Below are 22,785 nucleotides of genomic sequence, written 5' to 3'. Positions count from 1 at the left end.
GCAAGAGAGCGCGCGAATTGATCGCGTGCTAATCATTGTGCCGTAATCGCGCGACGCTGGCGAGCCGGGCTGCCAGGTATCAAACGTATCAAGCGTATCAAGCCACGGGCGGCGCCGGCTGCTCGGGTCCCTGAACGCCGAAGCAGCCGCGATAAGTCGCGTAGAACGAGCAATAGAGCATCGTCGTGACGATGATCGACGCCGGCATCAGCACGATCAGCGCAAGGTCGCCTGCGCCGAGCGCCTGCAGAAGCGCGGACAGGCCGAGCGAGACGGTGATCGCGACCGCGAACCACAGCGCGCCGTACACCACGAACGCACCACGGTTACGCCAGCAGCTGACGATGCTGAAGAACATCGCCTTGACCGGCGGCACGTCGTGCCACGCGGCGAGGATCGGCGAAAACCAGAACAGCATCGCGACCGGCACATAGAAGGCGAGTGCGGTCAGGATGGCGAACGGCAGGTTGCTGGTCGCAAGCGTTTCCTGCTGCATCGCTTCGCCGTTCACCATGAGCCGCAGCAGCACGCCGCCGTCCGCGAGCGCCGAGCCCGCGAGCACGAGCGCCATCGCGACGATATACAGGCATCCCAACAGCAGCAGGCGCCGCGCGACCGCCGAGCCATACGAGCGGAAGCCATCGACGAGGATCGTCGGGAACACTGGCTTGCCGGCGATCGTATCGCGGCAGGCGGCCATGAAGCCGACCGCGATGCCCGGAATCAGCACGAGCGGCAATACGCCGCCGATGATCGGGATCAGCGAGATCAGCGTCATCGCGAGCAGGTACGCGAAGAACAGCGTCAGGAACGCGAGCGGGTTCTTGCGGAACAGCCAGATGCCCTGCCGGAACCATACATAGCCGGTCTTCGCGGGAACTTCGATCAGTTGCATGAGGTGTGAATGCCAGGGAGTGCGACGCCTTTCAGGCGTTCGCGAAGAATGCGCTCGAAATGACCGGGATCGTGCGGTTTGAGCAGCTCGGCCGCGCGCGGCATATGGAAATCATACAGGCGCGAGACCCAGAAACGGTACGCGCCCGCACGCAGCATATCGCCCCAGTGGCGATTTTCCTCGTGCGAGAACGGACGGACTGTCTGATACGCACGCAGCAATGCCTCGACACGCGCGTCGTCGAGACGCCCGGTCGGCAGATCGACGCACCAGTCGTTGACGGTGACTGCGACGTCGAAGAGCCACTTATCGCAGCCCGCGAAGTAGAAATCGAAGAAGCCGCCGAGGCGCACCTCGTGCCCGGTGCCGGGCGCCGCGTGCGCGAACAGCGCGTTGTCGCGAAAGAGGTCGCAGTGGCATGGGCCGCCGGGCATCGCCGCATAGTCGGCCGATGCGAAGAACGCGTGCTGATGCGCGAGTTCGCCGGTCAGCAGCGCGCGCTGCGCATCGTCGACGAAGGGCAGCAGGGCCGGCACCGTCTCTTCCCACCAGGCGAGGCCGCGCAGATTCGGCTGGTGATGCGCGAAGTCGCGGCCCGCGAGGTGCATGCGCGCGAGCATCTGCCCGACCTCGACGCAATGCTCGACGCCGGGCGCCAGTTCGGGCGCGCCTTCGAGCTTCGTGACGATGGCCGCGGGCTTGCCGTGCAGCATGCCGAACAGCGCGCCGTCGTCGCGCGGCACCGGGTCCGGCACCGGCACGCGATGCGCGGCGAGATGCCGCATCAGGTCGAGATAGAACGGCAACTGGCGATCCGTCAGCTTCTCGAAGATCGTGAGGACGAATTCGCCACGCGAGGTGGTCAGAAAGAAGTTGCTGTTTTCGATGCCGGACGTGATGCCGCGAAATTCGACGACGTCGCCGAGGTCATAGTGGCGCAGCCATTGCGCGAGTTGGGCTTCGGTAACAGCAGTGAAGACGGCCATGCGGAAAACATCGGTCGGGTTGGTGGGCTGGCGTGGTTGGGCCGCCAGTGGGGTAATTGAAGGTTACGAGCCGGGTTCTAGCGTACAGGTGCGGGGTGACGCGAATCGTGTGCGGTGCTCGCGAGGCCGGGTCCGGTTCGTCCGGCCCGCGAGCCTCGCCCGCACGCGTGCATTGCTCGTTCAGTACTTTATGTTGAAGGACGGCAGGCGCGTGGTCGGGTGCGAGCTGTCGTGCACTTGCGGCGACGTGTCGATCGGCGCGCTCATCTGGTAGCGCGTGCCGAAGTTCGAACGCACGTCGATTTCGACCGGCTTGCCGCGGTCGCGGTATTCGGTAATCTCGGTGCCGTTGCCGCTGCGTTCATAGAAGCTCGGCGTGCGCGGCACGTTGATGTCCACCTTCGAACTGACTTCCGCCGCCGGACGGTTGATCGCGGCCAGGTCCGGCAGGCCGGCCTTCTCGTTCGCGGACATCGGGGCGGTGGCCTGCTGCTGCGCGGGCGGCTGCTGGTCGGCAGCGGTCTGCGCGAGCGCGCCCCCGGACACGGCGAAGGCCAGTGCGACGGCAGCGGGAAGGAGCGGCTTCATGATGATTCTCCGAAAGGGTGACGCGATTCTAGCAAATCCGGTTCGGCCGACGGCCGCCCACGCCTTATTTTGCGCCGCTTTCGACGATTGTGCGCGGCGCGTTGGCGCGCCCGCATTGGCGGCATGGCGGCCGGTCAGCCGGCGCGGGTTCCGTGGTAATGTGAGCCATCATCCGAGGCACGTGAAATGAACTACGAGACCAATCAGCGCCTGGTGGAGATGCCGGCCAGCGCGTATAAGACCGAGGCGTTCGACGATGCCACCGCGGCTGTCACGCGTCTTTCCGCGATCTATGAAGCGAACACGTCGTTTCTGCGCGATGCTTTCGCGCGCTATCGGCGCAACGAAGCGTTCGAGCGCCGCGTGCGCGCATGCTACCCGTTCGTGCGCGTGCGTACCGAAGTCAACACGCACATCGACTCGCGCCGTTCGTATGGATTTGTCGCGGGCCCGGGCGTCTTTGAAACTACCGTGACACGGCCCGACCTGTTCGGCAATTACTATCGCGAACAGTTGCGGCTGCTGGCGAAGAACCATCATGTCGCGATCGAAGTCGGCGTGTCGGACCAGGCCATTCCGATTCATTTTGCGTTTGCCGAGGGCATTCATCTCGAGGGCGACCTCGACCGCGACCGCCTCTTCATGATGCGCGACGTGTTCGACACGCCGGACCTCGCGCTGCTCGACGACCGGATCGTCAACGGTACATACGAACCGCTGCCGGGCGAACCGCATCCGCTTGCGCTCTTCACCGCGGCGCGCGTCGATTTCTCGCTGCATCGGCTGCGGCACTACACGGCGACGTCTCCGACGCACTTCCAGAACTACGTGCTGTACACGAACTATCAGTTTTACATCGACGAATTCGTGAAGCTCGGCCGCACGATGATGGCGCATACCGACGATGCGGAATTGCGCGCGTATCGCGGCGAGTACACGTCGTTCGTCGAACCCGGCGACGTGATCACGTACAACGCGAATCTCGGCGAGCAGGAGGGCGACGGCACGCCGCCGCCGCGGCTGCCGCAGATGCCCGCGTATCACCTGAAGCGCGCGGACGGCGGCGGCATCACGATGGTCAATATCGGCGTCGGGCCGTCGAATGCGAAGACGATCACCGACCATATCGCGGTGCTGCGTCCACATGCGTGGGTCATGCTCGGCCACTGCGCGGGGCTGCGTAATACGCAGCGTCTTGGCGACTATGTGCTGGCGCACGGCTATGTGCGCGAAGATCATGTGCTCGATGATGACTTGCCGCTGTGGGTGCCGATTCCGGCGCTCGCCGAAGTGCAGGTCGCGCTCGAGCGCGCGGTCGCGCAGGTTACGCGGCTCGATGGCGCGGAGTTGAAGCGCGTGATGCGCACGGGGACGGTGGCGAGCGTCGATAACCGCAACTGGGAATTGCGCGATCACCGCGAGCCCGTGCAGCGGCTATCGCAAAGCCGCGCGATTGCGCTCGATATGGAAAGCGCGACGATCGCGGCCAACGGATTCCGCTTTCGCGTGCCGTACGGTACGTTGCTGTGCGTGTCGGACAAGCCGCTGCATGGCGAACTGAAGCTGCCCGGGATGGCCGATCAGTTTTATCGCGCGCAGGTCGATCAGCATTTGCAGATCGGGGTGGCGGCGATGGAGCTGTTGCGGGCCGATGGGTTGCATCGGCTGCATAGCCGGAAGTTGCGGAGCTTTGCGGAAGTGGCGTTTCAGTGAGGTAGAAAACCCAGTCCCACCAACCCGATCACACTCCCCGCCGCGAGCAGCCACAACGGGTGAATGCGCGTCGTAAAAGCAAGCGCCGCGCAAACCCCCGTAATGTTCCACGCAAGCCATGTCGTATCCGACGCGCGCGCAATCAGCACCGCGCTCGCCGCGACCAGTCCCGCGGTAACCGGCACAAGCCCCTTCTGCGCGATGCTGCGCCACGGACGGTCCTTGAAGCGTTCCCACGCATGCAATGCCAGCGCCGTGACGAGCGACGACGGGCCGAACTTCGCGATCGACGTGACGAGCATGCCGGCCCAGCCCGCCACGTGCCAGCCGACCAGTGTGACCACCATCATGTTCGGCCCCGGCGCCGCCTGCGCGAGCGCGAAGAGCGCGCTGAATTCGCTGGCCGGCATCCAGTGATGGACGTCGACCACCTGACGCTGCATCTCCGGCAGGATCGTATTGCCGCCGCCGAACGCGAGCAGCGAGAGCTGGCTGAAGATCAGCGCGAGTGCGATCAGCGTGGCGATCATCGTCCGGCTCCGTTCGCGGACTTCGCTGCCGCGCGCGCGGCAAGCGCGATGCTCATCGGCGTGAGCACGAGCATGGTCGGCAGCAACGGAAAGCGCAGGACCGCAATCGCAACGAAGCCGAGTGCCGCGATGCCCGCGGCGAGCGGGTTGCGTCGCAGCGGCATCAGGATTTTCGCCGCCATCGCAATCAGCAGGCCCGAGGCGGCGGCCGCGAGACCGGCGAACAGGTGCTGCACGTGCGGATCGTTTTGCGTGTGCTCGTAGAGCACACCAAGCGCGATCACAACCAGCGACGGCCCGCCGATAAAGCCAAGCAGCGCCGCCAGCGCGCCGCGCCAACCGTGAAAGCGCATGCCGATCGCAACCGACAGGTTGATGACGTTGCCGCCGGGCAGAAACTGACACAGCCCTAACAGATCAGTAAACTCCGCGCCCGACAGCCAGCGGTGCCGTTCGACAACAGTGCGCCGCACCAGCGGCAGCGCGCCGCCAAACGAGGTGAGCCCGAGGCCGAGGAAGCCCTTGAACAGATCGGCGACGGCGGGCACGGAGTTCGCGGCGACGTCGCTTGCCGGCAACGCGCCGGTGGTCGAGGCCGACGGCGCCGCTGCCGAAGGTGCTCCCGACGCCCCCGGCGCGGAAGAAGAGGAGTGTTGATTCATCGCAGTCGCCCCTTGGTACAGGCTACGGAGGTTAGCGCTGTTCGCGAGCAATACCAAACGATTTTTACGGCGCTTGCTTGTGACTTAAACTCACAAGCATAATCTCCGGCATGAACCGCAAGCTCCCACCGTTTCCCGCGCTGCGCGCGTTCGAAGCGGCGGCCCGCCACGAAAGTTTCAGCGCCGCCGCAGACGAGTTGCATGTGACGCATGGTGCAATCAGCCGTCAGGTCGCGGCGCTCGAATCATGGGTCGGCGTGCAGGTGTTCGATCGCATCGGCAAACGCGTGCGGCTCACCGATAGCGGCCGCCGTTATCTCGCACAGGTGCGGACCGCGTTCGACGCGATCGCGTCCGCCACCGACCAGTTACGCGACACCGGCGTCGTGCATGTGCTACGCGTCAACGCATTGCCGACCTTCGCGATGAAATGGCTGCTGCCGCGTTTGAGCCAGTTCCAGCGTATCGCGCCAAATGTCGAACTGCGCCTTGCCACGTCGAATGCGCCGGTCGAATCGATCGACGGCTTCGACGTTGCCGTGCGGCGTGGCCCCGCGCATTGGCCGAACTGCGTGAGCGGTCATTTTCTCGACGAAAGCGAAGTGCCGGTCTGCAGCCCGGCGCTGCTCAAGCGCTCGCCAATTCGCGTGGCCGACGATCTCTCGCGCCACGTGCTGCTGCATTCCGATACGCGGCCCGACGCTTGGCGGCAGTGGCTTGCCACCGCGGGCGTGAAAACGAAGTGCCGCAAGAAGCAGTCGTTCGACCACTTCTATCTGGCGCTGCAGGCGGCCGTCGATGGTTTAGGCGTCGCGCTCGGGCCGCTGCCCATCATCGACGACGAGCTCGCGTCCGGGCGTCTCGTGATGCCGCTGGAAGGGCCGCGCGTCGCGTTGCGCGGCTATTGGTGGGTGGCGCGGCGTGAAGTGGCCGACGCGCCGCTCGTCACGCAGTTCTGCCGCTGGCTCGAAGCGCAGTCGAAAGAGACGCACGCGCGCTAACGCGCGCGGCGCCCGTCACGTTGCAGTGTTACAGGTAGAACATCCGGTCTTCGTCCGACTTCGCCGGATGCACCTCGGCCTCTTCGCGCTCTTCATAGAACGCCAGCACGGCCTCAAGCACCTGGTCCGGATCGTCGATCACCTGCATGAGGTTCAGGTCTTCCGGATTGATCAGGCCCATCGGCACGAGTGCATCCTGGAACCAGCCGAGCAGCCCTTTCCAGAACTCGGCGCCGACCAGGATGATCGGCACGTGACGCGACTTCTTCGTCTGGATGAGCGTGAGCACTTCGGCCAGTTCGTCGAGCGTGCCGAAGCCGCCCGGCATGACGATCACCGCATCGGAATTCTTCACGAACGTGACCTTGCGCGTGAAGAAATGCCTGAAGCGCAGCGAGATGTCCTGCCACTGGTTGCCCGACTGTTCGTGCGGCAATTCGATGTTGAGACCGACCGACGGCGCCTTGCCCGCATGCGCACCTTTGTTTGCCGCTTCCATGATGCCGGGGCCGCCGCCGGAGATCACCGCGAAGCCCGCATCGGACAATTTGCGTGCAATTTGCGTCGCGAGTTTGTAGTAAGGCGAGTTCGGTTTCAGGCGCGCCGAACCGTAAATACTGACCGCCGGCCGGATCTCCGACAGGTACTCGGTCGCCTCGATAAACTCTGCCATAATCGTGAACATCTGCCACGATGCGCGCGCCTTCTTGGCTGTTGCGCGCTCTTGATCTGCGAGCGAACGCAGACTCGGAATCACTTTTCTCTTAGTCATAATGCCTGAAGAACGAGATCTGGAAGCTGGGCTCAATACCGACCTGCAAGCCAAACCGGGAGCCGATGCAAAGCTTGGGCCGGGAACCGCACTGGAAGGTAAGACCCTGCTATTGGTCGACGGTTCGAGTTATCTGTATCGGGCCTATCATGCGATGCCTGATTTGCGCGGCCCGGACGGTGCGCCGACGGGCGCGTTGTACGGCATCATCAACATGCTGCGCCGTATGCGCAAGGAAGTCACCGCAGAGTATAGCGCGTGCGTGTTCGACGCGAAGGGCAAGACCTTCCGCGACGAGTGGTACCCGCAGTACAAGGCGAACCGTCCATCGATGCCGGACGACCTGAGCCGGCAGATCGAGCCGATTCATCTGGCGGTGCGCGCGCTCGGCTGGCCGCTTCTGATGATCGACGGCGTCGAGGCCGACGACGTGATCGGCACGCTGGCAAAACAGGCCGAGCGGCACGGCATGAAGGTCGTCGTTTCCACCGGCGACAAAGATCTCGCGCAGCTTGTGACTGACCATGTCACCCTCATCAATACGATGACGAACGAGACGCTCGATCGTGAAGGCGTGCTTGCCAAGTTCGGCGTGCCGCCCGAGCGTATCGTCGATTATCTGTCGTTGATCGGCGATACCGTCGACAACGTGCCCGGCGTCGAGAAATGCGGCCCGAAGACGGCTGTCAAATGGCTCACGCAATTCGAAACGCTTGATGGCATCGTCGCACATGCGGCCGAGATCAAAGGTGCGGTAGGAGACAATCTGCGCCGTGCGCTCGATTTCCTGCCCATGGCACGCAAGCTCGTGACGGTCGAGACCGCATGCGACCTGAGCCAGCATATCGAGTCGATCGAAGCGTCGCTCGCCTCGCGCGAAGAAGCGCGCGACGAACTGCGCGATGTCTTCACGCGGCACGGCTTCAAGACCTGGCTGCGCGAAGTCGAAGCGGCGGAAGCGGTCGAAGGCCCGGGCGCCGGCGAGACGCCCGCGCCGGTCATCGACGGCGTGCGCCATTACGACACCGTGCAGACGTGGGAAAAATTCGACGAGTGGCGCGCGAAGATCGAGGCCGCGGAAATTACCGCGTTCGATACCGAGACGACGTCGCTCGATCCGATGGTCGCGGAACTCGTGGGCTTGTCGGTGTCGGTCGAGCCGGGACACGCGGCGTATATCCCGGTCGCGCATCGCGGCCCCGACGCGCCCGTGCAATTGCCGCGCGATGAAGTGCTCGCGAAGCTCAAACCGTGGCTCGAAAGTGCGGATCGGAAAAAGGTCGGCCAGCATCTGAAATACGACGAACAGGTGTTGGCGAACTACGGTATTGCGATGGACGGCGTCGAGCACGACACGCTGTTGCAGTCGTATGTGCTCGAGTCGCACCGCTCGCACGATATGGACAGCCTCGCGCTGCGTCACCTGGGCCTGAAGACAATCAAGTACGAAGACGTCGCGGGCAAGGGCGCGCAACAGATCGGTTTCGACGAAGTCGCGCTCGATCAGGCGGCGGCCTATGCGGCCGAAGATGCCGACATCACCTTGCAGTTGCATCAGACGCTCTATCCGCAGGTGAAGGCCGACGCAGGGCTCGACTTCGTCTACGGCAGCATCGAATTGCCGACCGCCCGCGTGCTGCGCAAGATGGAGCGCAACGGGGTGCTGATCGATGCACAGAAGCTGCAGCAGCAGAGCAACGAGATCGCAGTGCGCCTGATCGAGCTTGAAAAGGAAGCGTACGTGCTCGCGGAAGGCGAGTTCAACATGGGCTCGCCGAAGCAGATCGGGCAGATTTTCTTCGAAAAGCTGCAACTGCCGGTCATCAAGAAAACGCCGAGCGGCGCGCCGTCCACCGACGAAGAAGTGCTGCAGAAGCTCGCCGAAGACTATCCGCTGCCGAAGCTGCTGCTCGAGCATCGCGGCCTGTCGAAGCTGAAGTCCACTTACACGGACAAGCTGCCGCGCATGGTCAACCCGCGCACTGGCCGCGTGCATACGAATTACGCGCAGGCCGTCGCGGTGACGGGCCGGCTCGCATCGAACGATCCGAACCTGCAGAACATTCCGGTGCGCACCGGCGAAGGCCGGCGCATTCGCGAAGCGTTTATTGCGCCGCCGGGCCACAAGCTCGTATCGGCCGACTACTCGCAAATCGAACTGCGCATCATGGCGCACATTTCGGGCGACGAGTCGCTGCTGCGCTCGTTCGCGCAAGGCGAGGACATTCACCGCGCCACGGCGTCCGAAGTGTTCGGCGTGACGCCGATCGAAGTGTCTTCCGATCAACGGCGCATTGCGAAGGTGATCAACTTCGGCTTGATCTACGGCATGAGCTCGTTCGGGCTCGCATCGAACCTCGGCATTACGCGCGATGCGGCGAAGCTTTATATCGACCGTTATTTCGCGCGCTATCCGGGCGTGGCGCGCTATATGGACGACACGCGCGCGAGCGCGAAGGCGAAGGGCTACGTCGAGACGGTGTTCGGGCGCCGTCTGTGGCTGCCCGAGATCAACGGCGGCAACGGCCCGCGCCGCCAGGCGGCCGAACGCGCCGCGATCAACGCGCCGATGCAGGGCACGGCGGCCGATCTGATCAAGCTGTCGATGATCGCCGTGCAGAAGTGGCTCGACGAATCGCGCACCGGCACGCGCATGATCATGCAGGTGCACGACGAACTGATACTCGAAGTACCCGATGAAGAGCTGTCCCAGGTTCGCGAGCGGCTGCCGGAGTTGATGTGCGGCGTCGCATCGCTCAAGGTGCCGCTCGTCGCGGAAGTCGGCGCGGGCGCGAACTGGGAAGAAGCGCATTGAGGTTCTGCCGCGGCTCATCATGCCGCAGCGACGTTCAACTCGTGGATCAGAAACCGGAGAGTCTCGATGCATCGTATCGTCGTCGTGGGTGGGGGAGCAGGCGGGCTGGAACTGGCCACGCGTCTCGGTGACCGTTATGGCCGCGGCAAGCGCGCCGAGAACGCGAGCGTGCACGTCACGCTCGTCGACCGTTATCCGACGCACGTGTGGAAACCGCTGCTGCACGAGGTCGCGGCGGGCAGCCTCGATCCGTTCACACAGGAGCTGCCGTATGCCGCGCAGGCGCGCTGGCATGGTTTCGATTTTCAGCAGGGTGAACTGAACAAGCTCGACCGTGCGGCGAAACGCATCACGCTGGGCGCCGTGGCGGACGACGATGGCGCCGAGTTGTTGCCGCAACGCGAGATCGGCTACGACACGCTTGTCATCGCGATCGGCAGCACGACGCATTTCTTCGGCGTGCAGGGCGCGAAGGAGAATTCGATTGCGCTCGATACGGTGCCGCAGGCGGAGCGCTTCCGGAAGCGGTTGATTGCGGCGTGTGTGCGGGCTGAGTATCGAACCGACCATCGGGCTGAACCGCGAACTGAGCATCCGGATGAACTCAGGACGGCGCAGCAGCAGGGCGATTCGATGCAAGCCGCTGTCGCGCAGCCGAACGGACCGCGCATCCAGGTCGCCATCGTCGGCGGCGGCGCAACGGGCGTCGAGTTATCGGCTGAACTGCGCAACACGGCTCATGTTCTGTCCGCGTATGGCTTGCACAAGCTCGATCCGCGTCACGATATCGGCATCGTGCTGATCGAAGCGGGCACGCGTATCCTGCCCGCGCTGCAGGAGCGCGTATCGACCGCGACCACCGAACTGCTGACGAAGCTCGGCGTGCAGGTGATGGTCGGCGAGACAGTCGCCGAAGTCGCGCCTGGCTCCGTGCGCACCGCAAGCGGTAAAACCCTGCGCGCCGACCTGACCGTCTGGGCGGCCGGCATCAAGGCGCCCGCGGTGCTGGGCGAACTCGATGGCCTGCCGGTCAACCGTCTTGGCCAACTGGTCGTGCGCCGCACGCTGCAAACCGAAATCGACGACGACATCTTCGCGCTCGGCGACTGCGCCGCATGTCCGTGGCCCGGCAACGAGCGCAACGTGCCGCCGCGCGCGCAGGCCGCGCACCAGCAGGCGAGCTTCCTGCTGAAGGCGATCGCGGACCGGCTCGCGGGACGTCCGTTGCAGGCGTTCACCTATCGCGACTTCGGCTCGCTCGTGTCGCTCGGACATTTCAGTGCGGTCGGCAACCTGATGGGCGGCGTGATCGGCGGCAATATGCTGATCGAAGGGCTGTTCGCGCGCTTCATGTACATGTCGCTCTACCGGTTGCACATCGCCGCGTTGCACGGCTATGCGCGCATGGTGCTCGATACGTTCGCGCACTGGCTGCATCGCACGACGTCGCCTCGTGTGAAACTGCATTGAGTCGTGGCGGCTGACGGGAGCCGCTGCGCACACAACCCTCGAAGGTTCGGCCGCTTCTGCAACAGGTCGCACGGGAGGCGTATCCTGTTGCGGTTTCGGCCGTCCGCTCGTCTGCTCATACGCTCATCCGCGCAGCGCACGCCGGCCGACTGCCAGCTAGTCACCGCTGTTCATCATTGGCCGTTCAACTTTGCCGCTTATCGAGGAGCGCAGCATGCTGAAGCCCGAAATCGACAGTCTGATTCCGCACGTCCCGTTCAATCGCCGCACGTTCATCAAGGCCGCCATCGGCACCGGCTTTGCGGCCTCGGTACTGCCGGTCTCCGCGCAAACCATTCATACCGACAGCGAAGGCCTCGAAGCGGGCGAGGTCGGCATCCATTCCGGCGACACGCTGGTGCCTGCGTACCGTGCGCAGCCGAAGGGCAAGACGCATTTGCCGGTCATCATCGTCGTGCATGAGATTTTCGGCGTGCACGAGCATATCGCCGACGTGTGCCGGCGCTTTGCGAAGGCCGGCTATCTGGCGATCGCGCCGGACCTCTATGTGCGTCAGGGCGATGCGTCCGCTTATACGAGCATGCAGCAGTTGAACGACCAACTGGTCAGCAAGGTGCCGGACGAACAGGTCCTGCAGGATCTCGATGCGACGTTCGCGTGGGCGGGCGAGCATGGCGGCGATCTGAACCGCGTTGGTTTGACCGGCTTCTGCTGGGGCGGGCGGATTGCCTGGCTTTATGCCGAACACAATCCGCGTCTGAAGGCGGCGGTTGCGTTTTACGGGCGCGTGGTCGGCACACCGTCAACCTTGCAGCCGTCGAATCCGATCGACCACGTGGCCGATCTGAAGGTGCCGGTGCTTGGCCTATATGGTCGTCAGGACCAGAGCATCCCGCAGGACACGCTCGACAAAATGAAAGGGCTGATCGCGCAAGGGCCGCAACAGGCGCGCGGTTCGCAGTTCGTGGTCTATGACGATGCGGGGCATGCGTTCTTCGCGGACTATCGGCCGAGCTATCGAAAGGCCGATGCGGAAGACGCGTGGCGCCGCGTGCTTGTGTGGTTCAAGCAGCACGGCGTTTAAGGCGTTCAGGTCAAGCACGCGCGCCACATGCGACATGCGACATGAAACGTGCGACGGGCGCCGTCGCATGTTTCATTCGCTGGTGCCTAAGCCTAAGGTTTGGCCCCAGTCGCAACCGGCCGCGCCGGGTTTGCGCTCCACTCGCTCCACGAGCCCGGATACAGCGCGGCGCCGTGCAAACCGGCAATCTCCATCGCGAGCGCGTTATGACATGCGGTTACGCCGGAACCGCATTGCAGCACGACGCGCTCCGCCGCGACGCCGGGCATCACGGCGCCGAACTCGTCGCGCAACGTATGCGCCGATTTGAAGCGGCCGTCGGCGGTCAGGTTGTCCTTGAAGAAGCGATTCAACGCGCCGGGAATATGCCCGCCGACGCGATCGAGCGTCTCGTTCTCGCCGCGGTAGCGATCGGCGGCGCGCGCATCGAGCAGCGTGCGCTCATGCGTGCTCAGATTGTGTTCGACCGCCTGTGCATCGACGGTCACCGCGAGCGGCTTGCCGGCCTTGAAGTCGCCGCGCGCGGCGGGCGGCGCATCTTGCGTGAGCGGCTGACCGGCGGCCTGCCAGGCCGGCAGGCCGCCATCGAGAAGCGCGACCGAATCGTGGCCGAGCCAGCGCAGCAGCCACCACAAGCGCGCTGCATACATGCCGCCATGCGCGTCGTAGGCGACCACTTGCTGGCCTTGTTTCAGACCCATCGCAGCAAGTGTTTCGACGAGATGTTGACGATCAGGCAACGGATGTCTTCCATTCGTGCCGGTCTTCGCTCCCGACAGATCGCGATCGAGATGCAGATAGTGCGCGTGCGGCAAGTGCCCGGCCGCATAGGCTTTCGCGCCCGCTTCGGTATCGATCAGATCGAAACGGCAATCGACGATGAACACGTTGCCTCGCGCCGATGCGAGCCGCTCGGCGAGATTCTCGGCCGAGATGAGCGTGGTGTGGTGAGTATGAGGTGTGGCGTTCTGGGACATGGCGGCTCCTCAAAGCAAACGAGGCCGGGCGGTGCCGGACGATGTGCCTAGTAGTCTAAACAAAAAAAGACGGGCCGAAGCCCGTCCTTTGCACATCGTTCAATATGGCGGCGCCTAAGACATACCCGAGGACCTACCTGAAGACGCACCTTGAGACACCCCGGCGTGCACCCCGCACGGATACCGCGCGCCCGCCCGCCGTGATCAAAGATCAGATCGTGCCCAGTTCGCGGCGCAAAAACTCATGGAAGTGCTGCATGCCGTCTTCCATCGGGCTCTGATAAGGGCCCACCTGGGATTCGCCGCGTTCCATCAGCGCGCGGCGGCCGGCATCCATCCGCTCGGCGATTTCGTCGTCTTCGCGGGCCGTTTCCATATAGGCGGCGCGCTCCGCTTCGATGAAATCCCGCTCGAACAGCGCGATTTCTTCAGGGTAATAGAACTCGACGACATTGGTGGTTTTCTGCGGACCACGCGGAATCAGCCACGACACGACGAGCACATGCGGATACCACTCGATCATGATGCCGGGGTAGTACACCATCCAGATCGCGCCGAATTCGGGCGGCTTGCCGTCGCGAAAGCGCAGTACTTCATCGTGCCACTTCGCGTAAGTCGGGCTGCCCGCGCGCGCGAGGCCGTTATGGACGCCCACCGTTTGCACGCTGTACCAGTCGCCGAATTCCCACTTGAGGTCGTCGCAATTCACGAAGCTGCCGAGGCCCGGATGGAACGGCACGACGTGATAGTCCTCCAGATAGACCTCGATAAAGGTCTTCCAGTTGTAATTGCATTCGTGGACTTCGACGTGGTCGAACATGTAGTCCGTAAAGTCGAAGTGGTCTTTCGTGCCCAGACGCGCGAGATCTTTTGCGACATCGCGCCCTTGTGCTTCGAAGAGCAGCCCATGCCAGTTCTGCAGCGAAGTGGCGCCGAGATTCAGGCAGGGGTTGTCCGCGAAATGCGGTGCGCCGAGCAGCTGGCCGTTCAGATCGTACGTCCAGCGATGCAGGGGACAGACGATATTCTCCGCGCTGCCGCGGCCATTCAGCATGATGGCCTGGCGGTGCCGGCACACGTTCGACAGCAGCTCGACGTGCGACTGCTGGTTGCGAACGAGGACGCGCCCTTCGCTTTCGCTCGGCAGGGCAAAATAGTTTCCCGCCTCGGGCACCATCAATTCGTGCCCGACGTAACGAGGACCTTTCCTGAAAAGGGTGTCGAGTTCGCGCGTAAGAAGCGCTTCGTCAAAGTAAGCCGTGACTGGCAGCTGACTATGAATGGATCGCAGCTGCAACGCATTGCTCAGATTGGACATTCCCACTCCCGATGAAGACGTGAAAGCAGTGAACAACCCAACCATCGAAGATTCGATTTAGGGAGCCCGCGATTATACCTGTTTCCCCCTCCTTGGGGACTTTAAGTATCTGATTTGGGTCAAAATTGTCTTCGAAGTTCGCGTTTTTAGCTTATCGGCGCTAGAGTTTTTTGAGGGACGTGACGCACGGGCATGCCATTCGTCGCATGTCGTGTGCCCAATGCGCAACGGCACGGGAGCCGGTTATGGGATCGGAAATGTCGCTTTTGCCGTAGAATGTCCGACTTGTTTTAATTTTGCGACGATTCATGGCGAACACCGCATCTAACCAGAACGCTGATACGTCCCCCGCGGCAGAGGCCGGTGCGCCGCTGCCCGACACGTACGAAGCGGCGCTCGCGGAGCTTGAAGGGCTCGTTGGGCGCATGGAGGGCGGCAGCTTGAGTCTTGAGGAATCGCTTGCCGCGTACCGGCGCGGCGCGGCGCTCGTGGCGTTCTGCCAGCAGCAGCTCGAAAAAGTTGAACAACAGGTGCGCGTGCTCGATGGCGAGACGCTGAAGCCGCTCCCCACAACCGCCGCTGATAGCGGAGACGACGATCTATGAATTTCGAACAATGGATGCGCACGGTGCTCGAGCGCGTGGAACAGGCTCTCGATCGCTACCTGCCGTCCACCTCGACCGCTCCGGCGCGCCTGCATGAGGCAATGCGCTATGCGGTACTGGGCGGCGGCAAGCGGGTCCGTCCGTTGCTCTGCCATGCGGCGGGCGAATTGACCAGTGCGCGCGCCGAGTCCCTCGAGGCCGCCGCGGCCGCACTCGAAATGGTCCACGTGTACTCGCTCGTGCACGACGACATGCCGTGCATGGACGACGATGCCCTGCGTCGCGGCAAGCCGACGGTGCACGTCCAGTACGATGAAGCGATGGCGCTGCTGGTCGGCGACGCGCTGCAGTCGCAGGCGTTCGTCGCGTTAACCGAAGGCGCGGCGCTTGCGCCCGCACAGCAGGCGGCGCTGACGCGCGAGCTGGCACTCGCGATCGGCTCGATCGGCATGGCAGGCGGCCAGGCGATCGATCTCGCGAGCGTCGGCCAGAAACTCACGCGCGAGCAGCTCGAAACGATGCACCGCATGAAAACCGGCGCGCTGTTGCGCGCATCGGTGCGCATGGGTGCGCTGGCCGGCGAGACGCCCGATGCGAACACGCTGCGCGCGCTCGACGCCTACGCGGCGGCCGTCGGTCTCGCGTTCCAGGTGGTCGACGATATCCTCGACGCCACATCCGATTCGGCCACGCTCGGCAAGACCGCGGGCAAGGATGCGAAGGACGGCAAACCGACTTATGTATCGATTATCGGGCTCGACGCATCGCGCGCGCTCGCGGCGCAACTGCGCAGCGACGCACACGCGGCGCTGGCGCCCTTCGGCACGCGCGCACAGCGTCTTGCCGAGCTTGCAGACCTGGTCGTGAACCGGGTCAGTTGAAGAAGCGAAGAACCAACGCGAAAGCCCGCCGCCACGCTAGAGACCAGAAGGGGTAGGCGCGAATGAAGTGCGGGCGCGCAAGTTTTCCTACAATGGAACGACGATGTACGACTTGCTGAAAACCATTGACGATCCGGCCGCCCTGCGCCGACTCGACCTCCGCCAGCTGCATTCGCTTGCCGGCGAGTTGCGTAATTTCGTGCTCGACAGCGTATCGCAAACCGGCGGACATCTGTCGTCCAACCTCGGTACCGTCGAACTGACGATCGCGCTGCACTACGTGTTCGACACGCCGCGCGACCGCATCGTCTGGGACGTCGGCCATCAGACCTATCCGCACAAGATCCTGACGGGCCGTCGCGACCAGATGCATTCGCTGCGTCAGCTGGGCGGCATTTCGGGCTTCCCGCGCCGCTCGGAGTCCGAATACGACACGTTCGGCACCGCGCATTCGAGCACGTCGATTTCGGCTGCGCTCGGCATGGCGATCGCGAGCAAGCTGCAGCACGAAGACCGCTTTTCGATCGCCGTGATCGGCGATGGCGCGATGACGGCCGGCATGGCGTTCGAAGCGATGAACAACGCCGGTGTCGCCGATGACGTGCCGCTGCTCGTCATCCTGAACGACAACGATATGTCGATCTCGCCGCCGGTCGGCGCGCTGAACCGCCACCTCGCGCGGCTCATGTCGGGTCGCTTCTACGCGGCCGCGCGCGCGGGCGTCGAACGCGTGCTGCGCGTCGCGCCGCCGATGCTCGACCTCGCACGCAAGCTCGAGGAACACGCGAAGGGCATGATCGTGCCGGCAACGCTGTTCGAAGAGTTCGGCTTCAACTACATCGGCCCGATCGACGGCCACGATCTCGATTCGCTGATCCCGACGCTGCAGAACATCAAGGAACTGCGCGGCCCGCAATTCCTGCACGTCGTGACGAAGAAAGGGCAGGGCTACAAGCTCGCCGAGGCCGATCCGGTGCTGTACCACGGGCCCGGCAAGTTCAATCCGGCCGAAGGGATCAAGCCGTCGACGGCGCCCGGCAAGAAGACCTACACGCAAGTGTTCGGCGAATGGCTCTGCGATGCGGCCGAACTCGACGCGCGCGTGGTCGGCATCACGCCGGCCATGCGTGAAGGCTCGGGAATGGTCGAGTTCGAGAAGCGCTTCCCGGACCGCTACTACGACGTCGGTATCGCTGAACAACATGCGGTGACGTTCGCCGGCGGCCTCGCGGCCGAAGGCATGAAGCCGGTCGTCGCGATCTACTCCACGTTCTTGCAGCGCGGCTACGACCAGTTGATCCACGACGTCGCGTTGCAGAATCTGCCGGTCGTCTTCGCGATCGATCGCGCGGGCCTCGTCGGCGCGGACGGCGCGACGCACGCGGGCGCCTACGACCTCGCATTCCTGCGCTGCATCCCGAACATGACGGTGATGGCCGCGTCCGATGAAAACGAATGCCGTCAGATGCTGTACACGGCGCTCCAGCAGCCGAACCCGACGGCGGTCCGTTATCCGCGCGGCGCCGGCACGGGCGTCGCGACCGTCAAGCAGATGGCCGCGCTGCCGGTCGGCAAGGGCGAAATCCGCCGTGAAACGTCGCAGCCCGTAGGCAAGCGCATCGCGATTCTTGCGTTCGGCACAATGGTCGCGCCGTCGCTCGCCGCGGCCGAGCAGCTCGATGCGACCGTCGCCAACATGCGCTTCGTGAAGCCGGTCGACGCGGACCTGATCCGCGAACTGGCGGAAACGCACGACGCGCTCGTCACGGTCGAAGAAGGCAGCGTGATGGGCGGCGCCGGCTCCGCGTGCGTCGAAGCCCTGCTGGCAAGTGGGGTTATCAAGCCCGTACTACAATTGGGCCTCCCCGATCAGTTCATCGATCACGGGGATCCGGCCAAGCTGCTCGCCGAATGCGGTCTCGACGGCGCGGGCATCGCGAAGTCGATCCGCGAACGGTTCGTCGATCACGTGAGCGCGGCATCGGCCGGGAAGTCGGTGAAGCGCGTCGCCTGAGCCTGACCGCGCACTCGCCGCCGCCCTGTTGCGGCATTCTCCAGTACGAGTCGATGGGCCGCCAAGCCCATCCGGAACCGCCGGCTTGAAGCCGGCGGTTGCCATTTGCAGATCGCCATTTGCACGCACGCGCCCGCGCGTGCCCGTGAGGACAAAAAGATGAATCAGATGAACCCCGCTTTCGTGATGCCCGACGTGCAAAGCACGGTCGATAACCGGCAGATTCCGATTCAGCGGGTGGGCGTCAAGGCGGTGCGTCATCCATTGACGGTTCGCACGCAGGACGGCGCGGTCCAGCCGACCATCGGCACGTGGAACCTCGATGTTCATCTGCCGGCGGAGCAGAAGGGCACGCATATGTCGCGCTTCGTCGCGCTGCTCGAAGAGCGCACCGAGCCGCTCGGCGCGGCCACACTGCGCGCGATGCTGAGCTCGATGCTCGAGAAGCTCGAGGCGCGCGCGGGGCGTATCGAAGTGTCGTTTCCGTATTTCGTGAACAAGACCGCGCCGGTGTCGGGCGTGCAGAGTCTGCTCGACTATGAGGTGACGCTGGCGGGCGACCTGCGCGATGGCGCGACGCGCGTGTTCCTGAAGGTGCTGGTGCCGGTCACGAGTCTGTGCCCATGCTCGAAGAAAATCTCGCAGTACGGTGCGCATAACCAGCGTTCGCATGTGACGATCGATGCGGAACTGGCCGGCGATATTGCTGTTGAAGAGCTGATTCGTATTGCCGAGGAAGAGGCGTCGTGCGAACTGTGGGGGCTGCTCAAGCGCCCGGACGAGAAGTTTGTCACGGAGCGTGCGTATGAAAACCCGAAGTTTGTCGAAGACCTCGTGCGCGATGTTGCGCAGCGGCTCAATGCGGATGAGCGCATCGTCGCCTATGTGCTCGAAGCGGAGAACTTCGAGTCGATTCACAATCACAGCGCGTATGCGCTGATCGAGAACGACAAGCGCGTTGCGTCGTAGTTGCTTGCGAGGTTGCGTGCGCAAGTGATTTGCGTAACGATGCAAAAACGGCCGCTTGATGCGGCCGTTTGTGTTTTTGCTGTTCGCGTGTGGTATGGGGCGGCGTTCTGGTGATTCAACGTGCGAGCGAAGCAAGATCCCAGCGCGGTTTGACCGTGAACGCGTAGTCCGCGGCGGCCTGCTCCGGCCAGCGTTGCAGCCGCAACGCGCCGGCGAGCGCGATCATCGCGCCGTTATCGGTGCACAACGACAGATCCGGGTAGTGCACATCGAAGCCGCGCTTCTTAGCCGCCGCCGACAGCGCCTCGCGCAACTGCCGGTTCGCGCCGACTCCGCCCGCCACCACGAGCCGCTTCAACTTTGTGCGCTTCAACGCCGCGAGCGACTTCGCGGCCAGCACGTCGACGGCCGCATCGACGAAGCCGCGCGCGAGATCCGCCTTGCTCTGCTCGCAGACATTCGTGCCGAGCTTTTTCATCTGCGTGAGCACGGCCGTTTTGAGGCCGCTGAAGCTGAAGTCGAGGTCGCCCGAATGCAGCATCGGACGCGGCAGTACGATGGCGCCCGGCGTACCGAATTCGGCGAGTCGCGAGACCTCGGGACCGCCCGGATAACCGAGGCCCAGAAGTTTGGCGGTCTTGTCAAACGCTTCGCCCGCCGCGTCGTCGAGCGTTTCGCCGAGCGTCTCGTAGACGCCGACGTCGGTTACGCGCATCAGTTGCGTATGGCCGCCCGACACGAGCAGCGCGACGAACGGGAACGGCGGCGGCGCATCGACGAGCAGCGGCGACAACAGGTGCCCTTCCAGATGATGGATGCCGATGGTCGGCTTGTCCCACGCCATCGCGAGGCCGTTCGCGATGCTCGCGCCGACCAGCAGCGCGCCGGCAAGGCCCGGGCCCTGGGTGTACGCGATCGCGTCGATATCGGCTTGCGCGGCGCCCGAGCGCTCGAGCACTTCCTCGAGCAGCGGCAACGCACGCCGGATGTGATCGCGCGAGGCGAGCTCGGGCACGACGCCGCCGTACTCGCGATGCATCGCGATCTGCGAATGCAGCGCGTGCGCGAGCAGGCCGCGCCCGGTGTCGTAGAGCGCGAGACCGGTTTCGTCGCAGGAGCTTTCTATGCCGAGAACGAGCATGGTTCGGAACGGAGCAGGGAACCTGAAAGTATAGCAGCGCGGTATCGCCGCCGCCGGAGCCATAGCGGCCGCGGTTATCGCAGAGTTACCGCAGTTACAATGCGCGCCATGGAAACTTTCGATATCGCGGTAATCGGCGCGGGCGCGGCCGGCATGATGTGCGCGTCGGTGGCCGGGCAGCTCGGCCGGCGTGTCGCGCTGATCGATCATGCGCCGCGCCTCGCGGAAAAAATCCGCATTTCGGGCGGCGGCCGCTGCAACTTCACGAATCTGCATGCGGGGCCGGCCAACTACCTGTCGGCGAATCCGCATTTCTGCCGCTCGGCGCTTGCGCGCTATACGCCGCGCGACTTCATGGCGCTGCTCAAGCGCTATCGCGTCACGTGGCACGAGAAGCACAAGGGGCAACTGTTCTGCGACCAGTCGAGCGACGCGGTGATCGATGTGCTCAGGAGCGAATGCGACGCGGGCCAGGTGGCGTGGCGCCGGCCGGTCGTCGTCGAAGAGGTGAGCCGCGGGCAGGACGGCGGCTTTACGCTCGGCACGCAACAGGCAGGCCGCATTGCCGCGCGCGCGCTCGTCGTGGCGACGGGCGGGCTGTCCATTCCGAAGATCGGCGCGACCGATTTCGCCTATCGGCTCGCGAAGCAGTTCGGCCACAAGCTGATCGACACACGCCCGGCGCTCGTCCCGTTGACGTTCGCCGCCGCCGACTGGGCGCCGTTTTCGACGCTGTCGGGTGTATCGCTCGAAGTGCATCTCGCGACCGGCGCGAAAAAGACCGCCGGCGCGTTCGTCGAGGACCTGCTGCTCACCCATCGCGGACTGTCGGGGCCGGCCGTGCTGCAGATTTCGAGCTACTGGCAGCCTGGCGAGCCGATTCACATCAACCTGCTCGCCGAGCGCGACGCCGCCGCCGCGCTCATCGACGCCAAAGCCGGCAGCAAGCGACAGATCGCGAATCTGCTCGCCGACTGGGTGCCGGCGCGGCTTGCGCACGCGTGGCTCGACACACACGGCGTGCCGCCCGACGCACGCGTCGCCGACCTGCCGGACAAGACCCTGCGCAAGATCGGCGACGCGCTGTCGCGCTGGACGCTCGTGCCGAACGGCACCGAGGGCTACCGGAAGGCCGAAGTGACGCGCGGCGGTATCGATACGCGCGAACTGTCGTCGTCGACGATGATGAGCGCGCGTGTGCCGGGCCTGTATTTCATCGGCGAGGCCGTCGACGTGACCGGCTGGCTGGGGGGCTACAACTTCCAGTGGGCATGGGCTTCGGGCGTTGCGGCCGGACAGGCGGCGGCCGAATTTGCCCGTGGGGCGTAATTCGGCCGACGTACCCCGAGGATTTGACGGCAGGCGCTTGCCTCAGAAGGGCTCCAGAAGGGCTCCAGAAGGGCCTCAAAAAGGGGGCTTGACTCATTCGTGCTTTTATGCAGAACGTCTGCTATACTTCGATCCCTTTGCCAAAAACCGTTATTGAAAGATGACGACCATTCGCGTAAAAGAAAACGAGCCCTTTGAAGTCGCAATGCGCCGCTTCAAGCGCACGATCGAGAAGAACGGTCTGCTGACCGAGCTTCGCGCGCGCGAGTTTTACGAAAAGCCGACGTCCGAGCGCAAGCGCAAGAAGGCGGCGGCCGTCAAGCGGCACTTCAAGCGCCTGCGCAGCCAGATGCTGCCGAAGAAGTTCTATTGATTGCATCGCGGCGTCCGGTCAGGCGCCAGATGATCCGCGTCAGAGAAACCCGCTTCATGCGGGTTTTTGTGTTCTGCATGGCGCATGCGGCGCCTCGCGAGATGCGCAATCCATTCCCGCAACACCTTCACAACGTATGGCAGGTGAACGATGAGTCTTAAGGTTCGGATCAACGACGACATGAAGGCCGCGATGCGCGCGCGCGAAACGGAGCGCCTCGGCACGATTCGGCTGCTGCTTGCGGCAATCAAGCAGCGCGAAGTCGACGACCGCATCGAGCTCGACGATGCCGGCATTACGGCGGTTATCGACAAGATGATCAAGCAGCGCAAAGACTCGATCAGCCAGTTCGAAACCGCGGGGCGCACCGACCTCGTTGCGAAGGAAAAGGGCGAACTCGACGTGCTCGCGGCCTATATGCCCGCGCAAATATCCGACGAGGAGATCGCCGCCGAAGTGCAGGCGGCCGTCGCGCAGACAGGCGCCGCCGGCCCGCAGGATATGGGCAAGGTGATGGGCGTGCTGAAGCCGAAACTGGCCGGCCGCGCGGACATGACCGCGGTGTCGGCGAAGGTCAGGGCGGCGCTCTCGAAGTAGCGATTTCCCGCGGACAAAGTCGCGCGGGAACAACGCCACTATTCCGGCGGCCAGGTCCTTTTGAA

21 protein-coding genes are annotated in these 22,785 nt (G+C 64.1%); 12 read left to right on the top strand and 9 right to left on the bottom strand.

Annotation, left to right across the window (positions count from 1 at the left end; genetic code table 11):
• Nucleotides 1-97 precede the first annotated feature (97 nt).
• The 3 genes from ACYPXD_RS28485 to ACYPXD_RS28475 all read right to left on the bottom strand — a co-directional run bounded on the left by ACYPXD_RS28485 (nt 98) and on the right by ACYPXD_RS28475 (nt 2,469).
• Complete coding sequence (locus ACYPXD_RS28485) at nt 98-895, bottom strand: BPSS1780 family membrane protein (protein WP_459719421.1); 798 nt, start codon at nt 893-895, stop codon at nt 98-100.
• A complete protein-coding gene (locus tag ACYPXD_RS28480; RefSeq protein ID WP_459719418.1) occupies nt 886-1,881 on the bottom strand; it encodes a homoserine kinase in 996 nt (331 codons plus the stop codon). The genes ACYPXD_RS28485 and ACYPXD_RS28480 overlap by 10 nt, the downstream gene beginning before the upstream one ends.
• Before the next feature lie 180 nt (nt 1,882-2,061).
• A complete protein-coding gene (locus ACYPXD_RS28475; protein WP_459719415.1) occupies nt 2,062-2,469 on the bottom strand; it encodes a hypothetical protein in 408 nt (135 codons plus the stop codon).
• 186 nt (nt 2,470-2,655) lie between these two features.
• Here ACYPXD_RS28475 and ACYPXD_RS28470 point away from each other — a divergent pair, with 186 nt between their 5' ends.
• Nucleotides 2,656-4,182, top strand: coding sequence for an AMP nucleosidase (locus ACYPXD_RS28470; protein ID WP_459719412.1), 1,527 nt, complete (start codon nt 2,656-2,658; stop codon nt 4,180-4,182).
• On the opposite strand, the gene ACYPXD_RS28465 is transcribed toward ACYPXD_RS28470, so the two are convergent.
• Together ACYPXD_RS28465 and ACYPXD_RS28460 are read right to left on the bottom strand one after the other, a co-directional pair.
• Complete coding sequence (locus ACYPXD_RS28465) at nt 4,176-4,712, bottom strand: chromate transporter (RefSeq protein WP_459719409.1); 537 nt, start codon at nt 4,710-4,712, stop codon at nt 4,176-4,178. The two genes, ACYPXD_RS28470 and ACYPXD_RS28465, sit on opposite strands and share 7 nt — an antisense overlap.
• Nucleotides 4,709-5,374 carry a chromate transporter gene (locus ACYPXD_RS28460; protein WP_459719406.1) on the bottom strand — a complete coding sequence of 222 codons (666 nt, stop codon included), beginning with the start codon at nt 5,372-5,374 and terminating at the stop codon, nt 4,709-4,711. Before ACYPXD_RS28460 ends, ACYPXD_RS28465 begins: the two co-directional genes overlap by 4 nt.
• A gap of 110 nt (nt 5,375-5,484) precedes the next feature.
• On the opposite strand from ACYPXD_RS28460, the gene ACYPXD_RS28455 reads away from it, so the two are divergent.
• Nucleotides 5,485-6,375 carry a transcriptional regulator GcvA gene (locus ACYPXD_RS28455; protein ID WP_459719402.1) on the top strand — a complete coding sequence of 297 codons (891 nt, stop codon included), beginning with the start codon at nt 5,485-5,487 and terminating at the stop codon, nt 6,373-6,375.
• Nucleotides 6,376-6,403: 28 nt separating this feature from the next.
• Here the strand turns inward: ACYPXD_RS28455 and ACYPXD_RS28450 are convergent, their stop codons facing one another.
• Nucleotides 6,404-7,147 (bottom strand): LOG family protein, encoded by a 744-nt coding sequence (locus ACYPXD_RS28450; protein WP_459719399.1) that lies wholly within the window; start codon nt 7,145-7,147, stop codon nt 6,404-6,406.
• Between the two features lie 154 nt (nt 7,148-7,301).
• On the opposite strand from ACYPXD_RS28450, the gene polA reads away from it, so the two are divergent.
• The 3 genes from polA to ACYPXD_RS28435 all read left to right on the top strand — a co-directional run bounded on the left by polA (nt 7,302) and on the right by ACYPXD_RS28435 (nt 12,516).
• On the top strand, nt 7,302-9,962 hold the full coding sequence (polA, locus tag ACYPXD_RS28445) for a DNA polymerase I (protein WP_459719695.1): 2,661 nt from the start codon (nt 7,302-7,304) through the stop codon (nt 9,960-9,962).
• 66 nt (nt 9,963-10,028) lie between these two features.
• Nucleotides 10,029-11,432, top strand: coding sequence for an NAD(P)/FAD-dependent oxidoreductase (locus ACYPXD_RS28440; protein ID WP_459719396.1), 1,404 nt, complete (start codon nt 10,029-10,031; stop codon nt 11,430-11,432).
• A 214-nt stretch (nt 11,433-11,646) separates the two neighbouring features.
• Complete coding sequence (locus ACYPXD_RS28435; protein ID WP_459719392.1) at nt 11,647-12,516, top strand: dienelactone hydrolase family protein; 870 nt, start codon at nt 11,647-11,649, stop codon at nt 12,514-12,516.
• Nucleotides 12,517-12,608: 92 nt separating this feature from the next.
• Here the strand turns inward: ACYPXD_RS28435 and ACYPXD_RS28430 are convergent, their stop codons facing one another.
• Both ACYPXD_RS28430 and ACYPXD_RS28425 read right to left on the bottom strand, forming a co-directional pair.
• The gene (locus ACYPXD_RS28430; protein ID WP_459719390.1) at nt 12,609-13,493 is read right to left on the bottom strand and encodes a sulfurtransferase; all 885 of its coding nucleotides are present in this window, start codon (nt 13,491-13,493) and stop codon (nt 12,609-12,611) included.
• Nucleotides 13,494-13,704: 211 nt separating this feature from the next.
• A complete protein-coding gene (locus ACYPXD_RS28425) occupies nt 13,705-14,811 on the bottom strand; it encodes an aromatic ring-hydroxylating oxygenase subunit alpha (protein WP_459719388.1) in 1,107 nt (368 codons plus the stop codon).
• A 308-nt stretch (nt 14,812-15,119) separates the two neighbouring features.
• Between ACYPXD_RS28425 and ACYPXD_RS28420 the strand changes: the two genes are divergently transcribed.
• The 4 genes from ACYPXD_RS28420 (at nt 15,120) to folE2 (ending at nt 19,280) form a co-directional block, all read left to right on the top strand.
• Nucleotides 15,120-15,416 (top strand): exodeoxyribonuclease VII small subunit, encoded by a 297-nt coding sequence (locus ACYPXD_RS28420; RefSeq protein ID WP_075159066.1) that lies wholly within the window; start codon nt 15,120-15,122, stop codon nt 15,414-15,416.
• Nucleotides 15,413-16,297: a polyprenyl synthetase family protein gene (locus tag ACYPXD_RS28415; RefSeq protein ID WP_459719386.1), complete on the top strand. Its 885-nt coding sequence runs from the start codon at nt 15,413-15,415 to the stop codon at nt 16,295-16,297. The genes ACYPXD_RS28420 and ACYPXD_RS28415 overlap by 4 nt, the downstream gene beginning before the upstream one ends.
• A gap of 103 nt (nt 16,298-16,400) precedes the next feature.
• A complete protein-coding gene (gene dxs / locus ACYPXD_RS28410) occupies nt 16,401-18,311 on the top strand; it encodes a 1-deoxy-D-xylulose-5-phosphate synthase (RefSeq protein ID WP_459719384.1) in 1,911 nt (636 codons plus the stop codon).
• Between the two features lie 159 nt (nt 18,312-18,470).
• On the top strand, nt 18,471-19,280 hold the full coding sequence (folE2, locus tag ACYPXD_RS28405; RefSeq protein WP_459719382.1) for a GTP cyclohydrolase FolE2: 810 nt from the start codon (nt 18,471-18,473) through the stop codon (nt 19,278-19,280).
• A 115-nt stretch (nt 19,281-19,395) separates the two neighbouring features.
• On the opposite strand, the gene tsaD is transcribed toward folE2, so the two are convergent.
• On the bottom strand, nt 19,396-20,421 hold the full coding sequence (gene tsaD / locus ACYPXD_RS28400; RefSeq protein ID WP_459719380.1) for a tRNA (adenosine(37)-N6)-threonylcarbamoyltransferase complex transferase subunit TsaD: 1,026 nt from the start codon (nt 20,419-20,421) through the stop codon (nt 19,396-19,398).
• 108 nt (nt 20,422-20,529) lie between these two features.
• Here tsaD and ACYPXD_RS28395 point away from each other — a divergent pair, with 108 nt between their 5' ends.
• The 3 genes from ACYPXD_RS28395 to ACYPXD_RS28385 all read left to right on the top strand — a co-directional run bounded on the left by ACYPXD_RS28395 (nt 20,530) and on the right by ACYPXD_RS28385 (nt 22,720).
• Nucleotides 20,530-21,750: a BaiN/RdsA family NAD(P)/FAD-dependent oxidoreductase gene (locus tag ACYPXD_RS28395; protein ID WP_459719378.1), complete on the top strand. Its 1,221-nt coding sequence runs from the start codon at nt 20,530-20,532 to the stop codon at nt 21,748-21,750.
• A 160-nt stretch (nt 21,751-21,910) separates the two neighbouring features.
• Nucleotides 21,911-22,123: a 30S ribosomal protein S21 gene (gene rpsU, locus ACYPXD_RS28390; RefSeq protein ID WP_075159061.1), complete on the top strand. Its 213-nt coding sequence runs from the start codon at nt 21,911-21,913 to the stop codon at nt 22,121-22,123.
• Between the two features lie 150 nt (nt 22,124-22,273).
• Nucleotides 22,274-22,720: a GatB/YqeY domain-containing protein gene (locus ACYPXD_RS28385; RefSeq protein ID WP_459719375.1), complete on the top strand. Its 447-nt coding sequence runs from the start codon at nt 22,274-22,276 to the stop codon at nt 22,718-22,720.
• The last annotated feature ends 65 nt before the right edge of the window (nt 22,721-22,785 follow it).

It is taken from the genome of Paraburkholderia sp. 2C (genome assembly GCF_054589215.1).
Note: the sequence above shows the minus strand (reverse complement) of the source record. Positions and strands in the feature narration are given on the sequence as shown.